Raw genomic sequence first — 13989 nt, 5'->3', positions numbered from 1 at the left:
GACGAGACGCGAGCAGTGTTAGCTAGCTCTGCTCGGTGAGCGGATGGCTCAGTTTACCGACCCGTGAAATCAGCAGCAGTACCGGTAAGCCAATCAAAGCGGTGGTGAAGAAAAAGGTGTTGTATCCGAACATGTCTACATACATGCCGGAAAAGCCGGCAATGAATTTCGGGAACAGCAGCATGATGGAACTAAACAGCGCATACTGAGTGGCTGAGAAAGCCACATTGGTCAGGCTCGACATGAAAGTGATAAATGCCGCGGTTGCGATACCGGCACTCAGGTTGTCGAGCGAGATAACCAGTGTCAGCATTGGCAGGCTGTTGCCAATGTAGGTGAACAACATAAACGCAAGGTTCGTCACCGCCGACAGAATCGCGCCGAGCGCCAGAATCCGCAGGGTCGAATAGCGACTGACCAGAATACCGCCGAGCCCGGCTCCGGCGAGCGTCATGATGACCCCGTAAATTTTAGACACAGAGGCAACTTCGGTTTTGGTAAAGCCCATATCCACATAAAACGCATTGGCCATGACACCCATGACCACATCAGAAATTCGGTAACAGCCAATCAAAACCAGTAGCAGCAGGGCTTGTTTGCCGTAACGGTCAAAAAAGTCTTTGAACGGCATTACAGCGGCGGTATAGAACCAGGCCAGTAAACGAGCCTGCCAGCGGGACAGCCCTTTCTCTAGCAACTTTTGGCGATGGGCGCGCTCGGCATTATCAATCGCGGAACTGTCAATGTTTGGTTCATGGATACACAACGCGGTAATCAGGCCAATGAGCATCAGGCCGGCCATGATGAAATAGGCCGACTGCCAGCCCACCGGGTCATACTCGCTATTGGAGCCAAACCAGGCGGCCAGAGCCAGGGCACCAGCACCGGCCATGATCATCGCGAGACGGTATCCGGTCATGTAAGCGGCGGCCAGCGCCGCCTGCAGCCGTTCGGTGGCCATCTCGATGCGGTAGGCATCGATCACGATATCCTGTGAGGCCGACGAAAAGGCAACAATGACAGCAAAAATGGCTAGCTGCATCAGGTCAGCCTGTGGGTTGCTGACTGCCATCCCGAGCAAAGAGAGAACGATCATCAGCTGAGAAAAGATCATCCAGCCACGGCGGCGTCCCAACAGCGATGACAGAACGGGAATCGGGAAGCGGTCGATCAGGGGAGACCAGATCCATTTAAAGCCGTAGGCCAGCGCCACCCAGCTGAAAAAGCCTATATCGGTCCGGCTGACCTCAGCCTCGCGTAACCAGAAAGAGAGTGTACCAAAGACCAGCAGGAGCGGCAGGCCGGACGAGAATCCCAGCGCCAGCATGATGAGCACTTTGCGGTTAAGGTAGACGCGCCACCCTATATTTTTGCTGTTGTCGATTGATTGCTCCATGTACCCCTCAGTTCTGTAAACACGTCGACATCCGCTGATTATACGGTCAATTGGGGGAAGACTTCAGTTAATAGATGGTAAAAACAGGAGAGAAACGGGCATAAAAGCGTTGATGTAAGGCGGTAGACTAGGGGCGTATGCCCTGCATTTTGTCCTGACGCTCAGTCAGTCCGAGCAGGTATTGTGCTGCGCACGAGACTTTGAACTGCATGAAGTTATTTCCAAGTAATTCATGTTCTTCCAGTGATTCCAGCAGATGAACCAGATACCAGTAGGTAGACTCGTAGCCATCTTTGGGCGTGCCGGATGGGACTGACAGTTTCCACCAGTCATGCAGGTGTTCGGTGACGGTTTTTTTCATCGACTCGTAGCTCACCTCGCCACTGATGGTTCCCAGCGCGCACAGCGCAATGGCGGGAGCATAATCGTCGATATGCTGACTGATTTGTTCGGTCGGTAGCTCGGGACGGGAGGAGACAATCTTGAGCATGGCAGTCACCTGATCATAGGGCAATGATCAGGTGACATTGCCTATGTCTATTTATTAAGAATTTTTACAGCTGTAATAACTATAGGCTGCTGGGGCACATCTTTCATACCCTTGGAGCGAACGGTATGGGTAGGAATTTCAGCCATTTTTTCAATAACTGAGAACCCCTTCACAACTTTGCCAAATACCGCGTAACCGGGACGGTTACCACGGGCGTTCAGGAAGCGATTATCACTGTAATTAATGTAGAACTGGCGCGTTGCCGAGTCTGGTGCCTGGGTGCGGGCCATGGCAATGGTGGCGCGGTCATTACTCAGACCATTACCTGATTCGTTCTGAATCGGGGCGTAGGTCGGATGCATCGCCAGTTCTTTATCAAAGCCGCCGCCCTGTGCCATAAAACCGGGTATCACACGGTGAAAAACGGTGCCGACATAGCTGCCGTCTTCCACATAACGCAGAAAGTTCTGGCTGGTGACCGGGGCTTTTTCCTCGTTAAGCTCCACCACGAACTCGCCCTGGCTGGTGCTGAACTGGACCTGGGTAGCCGCACTGACCGGTAACGCCAGTGCCAGCAGCAGGGCAAACAGACTGCGGGACATTACAGGTTCTCCTGCAGGTAAGTATTCAGCTCCGGATCCGCGTAGATGTCTTTCAGCACGGCGCCGATCAGGTTATTCATGGCTTCTTCCATTTTCTCCACCGATGCGCTCATCGCTCCGCTGCGTGCTGATTTGCCGGAGTAGCGCTTCACAAATTTGCCCTTCGGCGACTCAACAACCAGCTGGATTTGCAGCTTGCTGCTCAGATCATGGCTCATCATGCCGTCTTTTACGTTCACCATGGCTTCCAGAATATCCAGACGCAGCTTGCTCTGGCTCTGATTGTCAATGGTGTAACCCTGCGCACCGAACTGGCGGGTCAGGGCATCTTGCATGACCAGACGCAGGTTTTGTTTGGCGTGCAGCGGCTGCACACTCTTCTCGCCATTGTCGACAACGGCCACAAATTGCGCCGGACGCAGGTCGCGGCTGTCAACAGCCAGTGCTTTTCCTTTGACAACCGGTTGCGATGCCAGGACTGGCTCTGGGTTAATGTTCAGCTGAGGTTCTGTTGGCGCTGAGCAAGCCGTGAGTGCCATGATAGAGGCCGCAAGAAGCAGTTTTTTCATTGTATTTTCCTTAATCTCTCGGGATGGCTGCCGTTCGCAGGCACCCGCAAAAAGTAAAGTGTAGAAATTATTGTTATTTGACTGACTGATAAATCACAAATTTATTATTTTGCGCCACGACACTGACGTTGCCGAACAGGCGCTTCAGTTTTTCACCGTAGCCCAGGTGGCGGTTACCAATCACGATCAGCGCCCCTTGGTTTCGCAGGGTATGACGGGCATCGCGGAACATCTGCCAGGCAATGTGATCGGTGATCGTATTCTGCTGGTGGAACGGTGGATTACACAGTACCAGATCGGCACTGTCAGCCGGAAAATCGTCCAGACAGTTATTTACTTTCGCGATCAGTTGCGCGGGATTATCCAGATTACGGTCTGCATTCTCCCGGCACGACGCCACTGCCATATAGCTTTCATCAATACAGGTGACCGTTGCCTGCGGATTTAGCTGAGCGGCCTTGATCCCAATTACGCCGTTTCCACAGCCAAGATCAATAATATCCTTGTAGACAGGGTTTGCCGGAATATGTTCCAGCAGCAGGCGTGCGCCGATATCGAGGCTGTCCCCAGAGAAAACATTGGCATGGTTGGTCAGGGTGAGGTTGTGCTCCGGCACGTCCCATGTCAGGGGAGGCGGAAGCGGTGCCGCCTGACTCACATCGGGCTGGCAAAAAATCAGACGAGCCTTTTTCACCGCCAGAGACGTTTTGGTCTCGCCCAGGTGTTTTTCAAAAAGCTTCAGGGTCGAGGTGTGAATCTCTTTGGCTTTGGCTGCCGCGATCACGATGCAGTCAGCTGGCAGATGCTGGCACAGTTGCTGCAGCTGCCAGACCAGCAGGCGATTGCTTTTGGGTAGTTTGAGCAGAACCAACTGCGGGTTCGCCGGCAAGTCAGCCAAGCAGTCTGTAACGGTCACGGAGGGTAGCTGGTTGTCTGCCAGGTTAGCCTCGGTAGCCAGCTTGGCAATGTGGGAGTCCGTCATGGAGCAGACTGGGCTCTGTGCGGCAAACCAACAGGTCAGTGCGCCAAAGCTGTCGTTCATGATCAGAACAGGGCGCGCCGGATCCAGCGTAATGTCGCTCTCCGTGATATGGTTGATGAGGTATTCATCTGCCGCATCCCATGCCTGCAGGGTCTCTTTATTCCTTACCGGGTAGCGCTGTAAGGTCAGCGTCCGTCCGTGTAGGGTCAGCTCTGGTTTCATTAATGATTACTTTACGGTATGTTTACGCACAAACCGGTATTCTCGCAAAACCTGCCGGTACTGCAAACCAATTTTATGATTCAAGAATTCAGGCCAACCGCTCTGTCAGGATGGCAATGCCGTTGATGCCACAGGAGAGGGTAAGAGATGATTAAGGAACGGATTGAAGAGAAGCTGCATAACGCTTTTTCCCCGCTTCACCTGGAAGTGGTCAACGAAAGCTACATGCACAATGTGCCCGCAGGTTCGGAAAGCCACTTTAAAGTGGTTGTGGTCAGCGAACAGTTTGAAGGGATGCGCCTGATTGGCCGTCATCGCGCCATTAACAGCACGCTGGCAGATGAGCTGGCCAATGATATTCACGCACTGGCGATTCACACGTACACCCAGAGTGAATGGCAAAATCTGTTCGATGGGGCGCCTGCATCGCCGGCTTGCCGAGGCGGTTCCAAACTCGGCTAATATTCAAAAAGTCATTAAATTCATATCTGTTTGATATAGAATGGCTTATCTGTTTAAAACGAAAAAACCGCCGTCAGCGGTTTTTTTTTGAGCTGATTTTTAGAGGTTCGCGGCATTAATTGTCGTTCAATATGCATACAATCTCGTAAATTGCCTGCCCAAGCAGACTGGTAACACAAAAGGGTAGGTAAATGTGATGCATGATGTTAGCAGAAGCCGCAGTTATTAACATTTCGACAAGTTTGAAACAACTCGGGAAGCGGCATATTTCCCGTCTGTTGAAAGTGTTTTGAATTTGTTGTTGGTTTATTAACTGGCTGATGCGGGTGAAAAAATCATGATAAATTTTAGGGTTTCTCACTTTTGTGCGTCAGCTCAAATTAATCGTCAAATAACCATATTGCGTTTAAAGAGTTAGCCGATTTTCAGTCCGATTAGCGAGGTTTGGCATAGTAAATTCTACTGATTTAATGCTAAAATCCCGGCCTTGAAATTACTCGCGACAAAAAGTGTGACGAGTAAGTAAATAGGATGTTGCGGCGCTGGCGGAGGATAGAGCCAGCATCGGACGAAGGAAAGTCGTGTCTAATTGCGCAATGAAAAGTTTTTTTTCCCGTTAATGTAGTGCAAGTGCGTATGATTACAATAAAGAAGGGTCTGGATATCCCAATTTCAGGGACTCCTACCCAGGCGATAAATGATGGCAAGGCCATCTCTCGTGTCGCCTTGCTTGGCGAAGAATATGTTGGTATGCGTCCTACAATGCATATCCGCGTAGGGGATGTAGTGAAGAAAGGCCAGGTTCTTTTTGAGGACAAAAAGAATCTTGGTGTTAAATTCACTGCACCAGCCAGCGGCAAGGTTGCAGAAATCAATCGTGGTGCAAAGCGTGTTCTACAGTCTGTTGTTATTGACGTAGAAGGCGACGAGCAAGTTACGTTCAACAGCTACGAAGCAGGTCAACTGGCTCAGCTAGAGCGTTCAGTTGTTGTTGAGCAGCTGGTTGAGTCTGGTATGTGGACAGCGCTGCGTACGCGTCCATTCAGCAAGATCCCTGCGATCGACGCTGAAACTCAGGCGATCTTCGTAACTGCCATCGATACTAACCCTCTAGCGGCTAATCCAGAAGTCATTATCAACGAACAAAGCGATGCGTTCGTAGCCGGTCTGACTGTGCTGTCTCGTCTGACGAGCGGTAAAGTACTGGTTTGTAAATCTGGTGCCAGCCTTCCTCGTGCTAAAGAAGCCAATGTTGAAGAACACGTGTTCAACGGTCCGCACCCTGCTGGCCTGGTGGGTACGCATATTCACATGCTTTTTGGCGCTGACATGCAAAACATGGCATGGCACATCAACTACCAGGACGTTATCGCATTCGGTAACCTGTTCCTGACTGGTGAGCTATTTACTGACCGCGTTGTATCGCTGGCAGGCCCTGTTGTGAACTCTCCACGTCTGGTTCGTACTCAGCTGGGTGCTTCTATCGAGCAACTGACTGACTCTGAGCTGATGCCTGGTGAAGTTCGTGTGCTGTCTGGCTCTGTGCTGAACGGTCTGCACGCAGCTGGCCCTCACGCGTACCTGGGTCGTTACCACCTGCAGGTTTCTGCACTTCGCGAAGGTCGTGAAAAAGAACTATTTGGCTGGATTGTTCCAGGCAAAAACAAATTCTCTGTCACTCGCGCTTTCCTGAGTCAGTTCTTCCCTGGTCAGCTGTTCAACATGACCACCTCAACCAACGGTTCTGAGCGTTCTATGGTGCCAATCGGCAACTACGAGCGTGTAATGCCGCTTGATATTGAGCCGACACTGCTTCTGCGTGACCTGTGTGCAGGTGACTCGGATAGTGCTCAGCAGCTGGGTGCACTGGAACTGGATGAAGAAGATCTGGCACTGTGTACTTTTGTATGCCCAGGTAAGTATGAGTTCGGCCCACTGTTGCGTGAGTGCCTGAACAAGATTGAGAAGGAAGGGTAATTCATGAGCCTCAAGAATTTCCTCGAGCAAATTGAACACCACTTTGAGCCGGGTGGTAAGCACGAGAAGTGGTTTGCACTGTACGAAGCAGTTGCCACACTTTTGTATACGCCTGGCCAAGTGACACGCACCAGTGCGCACGTACGTGACAGCATTGACCTGAAGCGTATCATGATCATGGTGTGGTTTGCGGTATTCCCAGCCATGTTCTGGGGTATGTACAACGTGGGTGATCAGGCGATTGTTGCCCTGAACCACATGTACGCCGGTGAGCAACTGGCAGCTATCGTGGCAGGTGACTGGCACTACTGGCTGACTCAGATGCTGGGCGGTACGATGTCTGCAGACGCGGGTTGGGGTAGCAAAATGCTACTGGGTGCAACCTACTTCCTGCCTATCTACGCAACAGTATTCCTGGTAGGTGGCTTCTGGGAAGTCCTGTTCTGTATGATCCGCAAGCACGAAGTTAACGAAGGTTTCTTTGTTACTTCTATTCTGTTTGCTCTGATCGTTCCACCAACACTGCCTCTGTGGCAAGCGGCACTGGGTATTACCTTCGGTGTTGTTGTTGCTAAAGAAATCTTTGGTGGTACTGGTCGTAACTTCCTGAACCCTGCTCTGGCAGGTCGTGCATTCCTGTTCTTCGCATACCCAGCTCAGATCTCTGGTGATCTGGTGTGGACTGCGGCAGACGGCTTCTCTGGTGCAACGGCGCTGAGCCAGTGGGCACAAGGCGGTCAGGCTGGCGTGATCAACACAGTAACTGGCGAAGCGATCAGCTGGATGGATGCATTCATCGGTCGTATCCCTGGTTCAATTGGTGAAGTTTCAACGTTGTTCATCATTCTTGGTGGTTCAATGATCGTGTTTATGGGCATTGCTTCATGGCGCATCATTGCCGGTACCATGATTGGTATGATCGCGACGGCGACGCTATTCAACATCATCGGTTCTGACACTAACGCAATGTTCAGCATGCCATGGCACTGGCACCTGGTTCTGGGTGGTTTTGCATTCGGTATGATGTTCATGGCCACTGACCCAGTGTCTGCTGCCTTTACTAACAAAGGTAAGTGGTGGTACGGCGCACTGATCGGTGTAATGGCTGTTTTGGTTCGTGTGGTAAACCCTGCGTACCCAGAGGGCATGATGCTGGCAATTCTGTTTGCTAACCTATTCGCTCCTCTATTTGACAACCTAGTAGTTCAGGGCAACATCAAGCGGAGACTAGCTCGTCATGTCAAGTAATAACGATAGCATTAAAAAAACGCTGATTGTTGTTATCGCGCTGAGCCTGGTGTGCTCTATCGTGGTATCAGCAGCTGCGGTTGCTCTGCGTCCTATGCAGCAAAAAAATGCTGTTCTTGACGTTCAGCGCAACATCCTGTCTGTTGCCGGTCTTCTGCAAGATGGCACAAACATTAGCGAAGCATACCAGCAGTTCATCGAACCTAAGCTGGTTAACCTGGAAACTGGTGAGTTTGTTGCTCAGTCTGAAGACGGTGTTTCTCCAGCAGACTACAAACAGCGTGATGCAGCGAAAGATCCTGCACAATCAATTCGTCTGGGTGCAGACGATGACAAAGCGAAGATCATTCGTCGCGCAAACATCGCGAAAATCTACCTGGTGAAAGATGCGAACGACGGCATCAGCAAAGTGATCCTGCCTGTTCATGGTAACGGTCTGTGGTCAATGATGTACGCGTTTATCGCTGTTGAAACTGACGGTAATACTATTGCCGGTATCACTTACTATGAACAGGGTGAAACTCCTGGACTGGGTGGTGAGGTTGAGAACCCGAATTGGCGTGATCAGTTCGTTGGCAAGAAATTGTTTGACGACAAATTAAACCCTGCTATCCGCATCGTAAAAGGCGGCGCTCCTGAAGGTAGCGAGCACGGTGTCGATGCGCTGTCCGGTGCAACACTGACCAGTAATGGTGTGCAGCACACATTCGATTTTTGGTTGGGTAACATGGGCTTCGGTCCGTTCCTGGCGAAGATTCGTGAGGGAGGCCTGAACAATGGCTGATACTAAAGAAATGAAAAAGGTTCTGTTTGGGCCGTTTATTGATAACAACCCAATCGCTCTGCAGATCCTTGGTGTTTGTTCTGCCCTGGCAGTAACCACCAAACTGGAAACAGCGTTCGTAATGACGCTGGCAGTAACGTTTGTTACCGCGTTTTCTAACTTTTTCGTATCGCTGATCCGTAACCACATTCCTAACAGTGTGCGTATCATTGCTCAAATGGCAATCATCGCTTCTCTGGTAATCGTGGTAGACCAGATTCTGAAAGCATTTGTTTACGATATCTCTAAACAGCTTTCAGTATTCGTTGGTCTGATCATTACTAACTGTATTGTAATGGGTCGTGCAGAAGCATACGCGATGAAATCAGCACCTCTGCCATCTCTGCTGGATGGTATTGGTAACGGTCTGGGCTACGGCTTCGTACTGATTACTGTTGGTTTCTTCCGTGAACTGCTGGGTTCAGGCAAGCTGTTCGGTGTTCAGATTCTGCCTCTGATTTCAGAAGGTGGCTGGTACCAGCCTAACGGTATTATGCTACTGGCACCATCTGCTTTCTTCCTGATTGGTTTCCTGATCTGGACTATCCGTACCTTCCGTCCAGAACAAGTAGAAGCGAAGGAGTAAGGGGAACATGGAACATTATCTAAGCCTGCTGGTTCGTTCGATTTTCATCGAGAACATGGCGCTGTCATTCTTCTTGGGTATGTGTACCTTCCTGGCGGTATCCAAGAAAGTTAAGACCTCTTTCGGTCTGGGTGTTGCAGTAACGGTTGTACTGACCATTTCTGTACCGGTAAACAACCTTGTTTACAACCTGCTGCTGAAAGACGGTGCTCTGGTTCAAGGCGTTGATCTCAGCTTCCTGAACTTCATCACCTTTATCGGTGTTATCGCGGCATTGGTACAGATTCTGGAAATGATTCTGGACCGTTTCTTCCCGCCGCTATATAACGCGCTGGGTATCTTCCTGCCGCTGATCACCGTTAACTGTGCGATCTTCGGTGGTGTATCGTTCATGGTACAGCGTGATTATAACTTTGCTGAATCTGTGGTTTACGGCTTCGGTTCTGGTATCGGTTGGATGCTGGCAATCGTTGCGCTTGCGGGTATCCGCGAGAAGATGAAGTACTCTGATGTACCTGCTGGTCTGCGTGGCCTAGGCATCACCTTCATCTCTGTCGGCCTTATGGCGTTGGGCTTCATGTCCTTCTCCGGTGTTCAGCTGTAATCAGGATAAAAAGGAATAATTAATGGATATTATTCTTGGCGTAGTTATGTTCACCCTGATTATCCTGGCTCTGGTTCTAGTGATTCTGTTCGCTAAATCCAAGCTGGTACCATCAGGTGACATTACTATCTCAGTAAATGGCGACCCGGAAAAAGCGATTACAACCGCTGCGGGTGGCAAGCTGCTAGGTGTTCTAGCAGGTAACGGTATCTTCGTATCATCTGCTTGTGGTGGTGGTGGTTCATGTGGTCAGTGCCGCGTGAAAATCAAATCAGGTGGTGGTGACATTCTGCCAACTGAGCTTGACCACATCTCTAAAGGTGAAGCCCGTGAAGGTGAGCGTCTGGCCTGTCAGGTTAACGTGAAATCTGACATGGACATCGAGCTGCCAGAAGAAATCTTCGGCGTTAAGAAGTGGGAATGTACAGTTATCTCTAACGATAACAAAGCGACATTCATCAAAGAGCTTAAGCTGCAAATCCCGGATGGCGAGTCTGTACCTTTCCGTGCAGGTGGTTACATCCAGATTGAAGCGCCAGCTCACCATGTGAAATACGCAGACTACGATATTCCAGAAGAATACCGTGGCGACTGGGACAAATTTAATCTGTTCCGTTACGAGTCTAAAGTGGATGAGCCAATCATCCGTGCTTACTCGATGGCGAACTACCCAGAAGAGTTCGGCATTATCATGCTGAACGTGCGTATCGCAACGCCGCCGCCAAATAACCCAGACGTACCACCAGGTCAGATGTCATCTTACATCTGGTCACTGAAAGAAGGTGATAAGTGTACGATTTCTGGTCCATTCGGTGAGTTCTTTGCCAAAGATACTGACGCAGAGATGGTCTTCATCGGTGGTGGTGCGGGTATGGCGCCAATGCGTTCACATATCTTCGACCAGCTGAAGCGTCTGCACTCTACGCGTAAGATGTCTTTCTGGTACGGTGCCCGTTCTAAGCGTGAAATGTTCTACGTTGAAGATTTCGACATGCTGCAGTCTGAAAACGAAAACTTCGTATGGCACTGTGCACTGTCTGATCCTCAGCCTGAGGACAACTGGGATGGTTACACTGGCTTCATTCACAACGTGCTGTATGAACACTACCTGCGTGATCATGATGCACCAGAAGATTGTGAATACTACATGTGTGGTCCACCAATGATGAACGCTGCTGTAATCGGCATGCTAAAAGATCTTGGTGTTGAAGACGAAAACATCCTACTGGATGACTTCGGTGGCTAATTAGCCGCAACCCGGAAAAACTGGCTGACCCTGATGAAGGGTCAGCCTTTTTTCGTCATGCCCCCGGGTGATGACAATTTTTCTGTGGTTATTCTGTTGGTGTAAGTACCCGCTAACAGTGATTCTCTTTGGAGTTGTTGATGAAGATGTCCCTGAACAAAGCATTCTGGATGCTTGTGTTTGTATTTACCCTGTCGGCCTGTGGCGATCAGCGAGAGCTGGTTCAGTTTCAGGGCTCAACAATGGGAACTTATTACTCTATTAAGTTGATTAAGCAGGAAGGCTTACCGGCTGCAACGGACATGCAGGCTGAGATTGATCGTCGTCTGGAGTTGGTGAACGATCAGATGTCGACTTACCGTAAGCATTCCGAGCTCAGTCAATTTAACCAATCGCGTTCTACTGAGCCGTTTACGGTTTCAGCAGACACGGCAAAAGTGGTTAAGGAAGCGATTCGGCTGTCTAAGCTGACTGATGGTGCGCTGGATGTAACTGTCGGGCCAATCGTTAACCTGTGGAGCTTCGGCCCGGAAGCGCGTCCGGAGAAAACCCCAACCGCGGATGAGCTAGAAGTCCGTCGTGAGATTGTCGGCATTGAACACCTGAGTGTTGAAGGCAATGCCCTGCGAAAAGCAATCCCTGAGTTGTACGTTGACCTGTCTTCTATCGCCAAAGGGTTTGGCGTGGATGTGATTGCCGATTACTTTGATGATCTGAATATTGCTGATTACCTGGTTGAAGTGGGTGGTGAGCTGCGCCTGAAAGGTAAAAATCAGGAAGGTGTAGCATGGCGTATTGCTATCGAGAAACCGACTGAAGATGGCAGCCGCGCGATTCAGGAAGTGATTGAACCGGGTGATATGGCTGTGGCAACATCTGGTGATTACCGGAATTATTTTGAAGAGAACGGTGTCCGTTACTCTCATCTGATTGATCCGAATACAGGTCATCCGATTGATAACCACGTGGTATCGGTCACTGTGCTGGATGAGTCCTGCATGACGGCTGATGCCCTGGCTACGGCGTTTTCCGTAATGGGTGAGGAAAAAGCACTGGCGCTGGCGAACCAGGAAGGCCTGCCGGTTCTCCTGATTGTTAAAACCGAGCAGGGCTTCACGGAATTTGCTTCCGATGCATTTGCTCCCTACATGAAACAGAAGTAGAGAAATATCATGGCTATTTATCTGACAACGTTTGCGGTATTTCTGCTGGTGATCGCTGCTATGGCAGTGGGCTACATTTTCCAGCGTAAAACTGTCAGCGGCAGCTGCGGTGGTCTTGGCAGCATTGGCATTGAAAAAGAATGTGATTGCCCGGAGCCTTGTGACGCCCGTAAAAAGCGTGAAGCCCGTGCTGCGCGCCAAGCTGAGTGGAAGAAGAATCAGATTCTGTAATTCTGCTTGATGCTTTACCCCCAAACACCCCGGCCTGCGCCGGGGTGTTTGTTTTTCAGTATCAATAATCACTGTCAGATTTTAGCACTGGTTTGTAAGTGGTAACTTTTTCGTGTTTCTCAGTCTTCGCTAACACTTCCTCCGCCTTGTTGTGGGGCTTCACACTCCGGCACGCTCTCACTATAATGGTTACTGTATATATGAACAGTTACTGTGAGACCTTATGTCACCTGTTGCCCCTATCACGCAGCTGCCGATTCAGCGCAAAATCATCCATGTGGATATGGATTGCTTTTTTGCGGCTGTTGAAATGCGTGATAACCCGGCGTTGCGTGATATTCCGATAGCGATCGGTGGCCGCTCTGAACAGCGCGGAGTGATCAGTACCTGTAATTATCTGGCCCGTAAATACGGTGTTCGCTCAGCGATGCCGACAGCACGGGCGTTTCAGTTATGTCCGCATTTGACCCTGGTTGCCGGGCGAATGGGGGTGTACAAAGAGGTATCACAGCAAATCCGGGCTATATTTCAGCGTTATACCGACAAGATTGAGCCTCTGTCATTGGATGAAGCTTATATCGACGTGACCGACTGCTCCTTACTGCATGGCTCGGCCACCCTGATTGCGGAAGATATCCGCCGTGCTATCCGAGAAGAGTTGGGGCTGACTGCTTCAGCTGGCATTGCACCGGTGAAGTTTATTGCCAAGATAGCCTCTGACCTGAATAAACCGGATGGCCAGTTTGTGGTGACTCCCGACGCGGTACCGGCGTTTGTGGCCGACTTGCAGCTGGAAAAAATTCCTGGGGTAGGGAAAGTGACCATCCAGCGGCTCCATGAGCGGGGGCTGTATCTAGGCCGTGATGTACAGCATTATGACCGTCATATGCTGTTGCAGCAGTTTGGTAAATTTGGTCAGTCATTGTGGTCTCGTGCGCATGGTATTGATGAGCGTGAAGTGGTGGTGGAGCGGGCGCGAAAATCCGTTGGCGTCGAGCGGACTTTTTCTCACAACATTCGCACTTACAACGAATGCTGGGAGGTGATCGAGCGGCTTTATCCTGAACTGGAAAACCGGCTGCGCAGGGTAAAACCTGACCTGACAATTGCCCGCCAGGGAGTCAAAGTGAAATTTGCTGATTTTCAGCAGACAACGGTTGAGCACACTCAGGGCCGACTTGATAAGACCCAGTTTACCGCGTTACTGAAAGAAGCCCTGACCCGCCAGAAGGACAGGGAGATCCGTTTGATTGGGATAAATGTCGGGCTGGAGCTGGGCACTAAAGCGCAGCAGCTGTCATTTGAAGGCTTTTGAATGAAGTCTAGAGTCGATCACGGGCTTCAATTCAGGATGGCACGGGAGGCAGACATTGAATACCGATAGTCAG

General features: G+C 50.4%; 15 protein-coding genes. 10 read left to right on the top strand and 5 right to left on the bottom strand.

Features of this window, described 5'->3' with window-relative positions:
* Positions 1 to 22 precede the first annotated feature (22 nt).
* The 5 genes from FH974_RS12105 to FH974_RS12085 all read right to left on the bottom strand — a co-directional run bounded on the left by FH974_RS12105 (position 23) and on the right by FH974_RS12085 (position 4261).
* A complete protein-coding gene (locus tag FH974_RS12105; RefSeq protein WP_047883920.1) occupies positions 23 to 1396 on the bottom strand; it encodes an AmpG family muropeptide MFS transporter in 1374 nt (457 codons plus the stop codon).
* Between the two features lie 127 nt (positions 1397 to 1523).
* The gene (locus tag FH974_RS12100) at positions 1524 to 1886 is read right to left on the bottom strand and encodes a hypothetical protein (RefSeq protein WP_047883919.1); all 363 of its coding nucleotides are present in this window, start codon (positions 1884 to 1886) and stop codon (positions 1524 to 1526) included.
* Positions 1887 to 1933: 47 nt separating this feature from the next.
* Entirely contained in the window at positions 1934 to 2488 is a 555-nt protein-coding gene (locus tag FH974_RS12095) for a peptidylprolyl isomerase (RefSeq protein ID WP_047883918.1), read from the bottom strand.
* Positions 2488 to 3057 carry a YajG family lipoprotein gene (locus tag FH974_RS12090; protein ID WP_047883917.1) on the bottom strand — a complete coding sequence of 190 codons (570 nt, stop codon included), beginning with the start codon at positions 3055 to 3057 and terminating at the stop codon, positions 2488 to 2490. Before FH974_RS12090 ends, FH974_RS12095 begins: the two co-directional genes overlap by 1 nt.
* 73 nt (positions 3058 to 3130) lie before the next feature.
* Positions 3131 to 4261: a methyltransferase gene (locus FH974_RS12085; RefSeq protein WP_047883916.1), complete on the bottom strand. Its 1131-nt coding sequence runs from the start codon at positions 4259 to 4261 to the stop codon at positions 3131 to 3133.
* 147 nt (positions 4262 to 4408) lie between these two features.
* On the opposite strand from FH974_RS12085, the gene bolA reads away from it, so the two are divergent.
* From bolA to dinB, 10 genes are all read left to right on the top strand, one after another.
* Positions 4409 to 4723: a transcriptional regulator BolA gene (gene bolA, locus FH974_RS12080; protein ID WP_047883915.1), complete on the top strand. Its 315-nt coding sequence runs from the start codon at positions 4409 to 4411 to the stop codon at positions 4721 to 4723.
* Between the two features lie 636 nt (positions 4724 to 5359).
* Positions 5360 to 6700 (top strand): Na(+)-translocating NADH-quinone reductase subunit A, encoded by a 1341-nt coding sequence (locus tag FH974_RS12075; protein ID WP_047883993.1) that lies wholly within the window; start codon positions 5360 to 5362, stop codon positions 6698 to 6700.
* A 3-nt stretch (positions 6701 to 6703) separates the two neighbouring features.
* Positions 6704 to 7948, top strand: a complete 1245-nt coding sequence (locus tag FH974_RS12070; protein ID WP_047883914.1) for an NADH:ubiquinone reductase (Na(+)-transporting) subunit B — start codon at positions 6704 to 6706, stop codon at positions 7946 to 7948.
* A complete protein-coding gene (locus FH974_RS12065; protein WP_047883913.1) occupies positions 7938 to 8732 on the top strand; it encodes a Na(+)-translocating NADH-quinone reductase subunit C in 795 nt (264 codons plus the stop codon). Before FH974_RS12070 ends, FH974_RS12065 begins: the two co-directional genes overlap by 11 nt.
* Positions 8725 to 9357 (top strand): NADH:ubiquinone reductase (Na(+)-transporting) subunit D, encoded by a 633-nt coding sequence (locus FH974_RS12060; RefSeq protein WP_047883912.1) that lies wholly within the window; start codon positions 8725 to 8727, stop codon positions 9355 to 9357. The genes FH974_RS12065 and FH974_RS12060 overlap by 8 nt, the downstream gene beginning before the upstream one ends.
* A 7-nt stretch (positions 9358 to 9364) precedes the next feature.
* Complete coding sequence (nqrE, locus tag FH974_RS12055) at positions 9365 to 9961, top strand: NADH:ubiquinone reductase (Na(+)-transporting) subunit E (protein WP_047883911.1); 597 nt, start codon at positions 9365 to 9367, stop codon at positions 9959 to 9961.
* A gap of 22 nt (positions 9962 to 9983) precedes the next feature.
* Positions 9984 to 11207 carry an NADH:ubiquinone reductase (Na(+)-transporting) subunit F gene (gene nqrF, locus FH974_RS12050; RefSeq protein WP_047883910.1) on the top strand — a complete coding sequence of 408 codons (1224 nt, stop codon included), beginning with the start codon at positions 9984 to 9986 and terminating at the stop codon, positions 11205 to 11207.
* 140 nt (positions 11208 to 11347) lie between these two features.
* Complete coding sequence (locus FH974_RS12045; RefSeq protein WP_047883909.1) at positions 11348 to 12370, top strand: FAD:protein FMN transferase; 1023 nt, start codon at positions 11348 to 11350, stop codon at positions 12368 to 12370.
* Between the two features lie 9 nt (positions 12371 to 12379).
* On the top strand, positions 12380 to 12601 hold the full coding sequence (gene nqrM / locus FH974_RS12040; protein WP_047883908.1) for a (Na+)-NQR maturation NqrM: 222 nt from the start codon (positions 12380 to 12382) through the stop codon (positions 12599 to 12601).
* A gap of 223 nt (positions 12602 to 12824) precedes the next feature.
* On the top strand, positions 12825 to 13916 hold the full coding sequence (gene dinB / locus FH974_RS12035; RefSeq protein ID WP_047883907.1) for a DNA polymerase IV: 1092 nt from the start codon (positions 12825 to 12827) through the stop codon (positions 13914 to 13916).
* The last annotated feature ends 73 nt before the right edge of the window (positions 13917 to 13989 follow it).

Source organism: Photobacterium ganghwense (assembly GCF_017329545.1).
Classification (GTDB): Bacteria; Pseudomonadota; Gammaproteobacteria; order Enterobacterales; family Vibrionaceae; genus Photobacterium; species Photobacterium ganghwense.
Note: the sequence above shows the minus strand (reverse complement) of the source record. Positions and strands in the feature narration are given on the sequence as shown.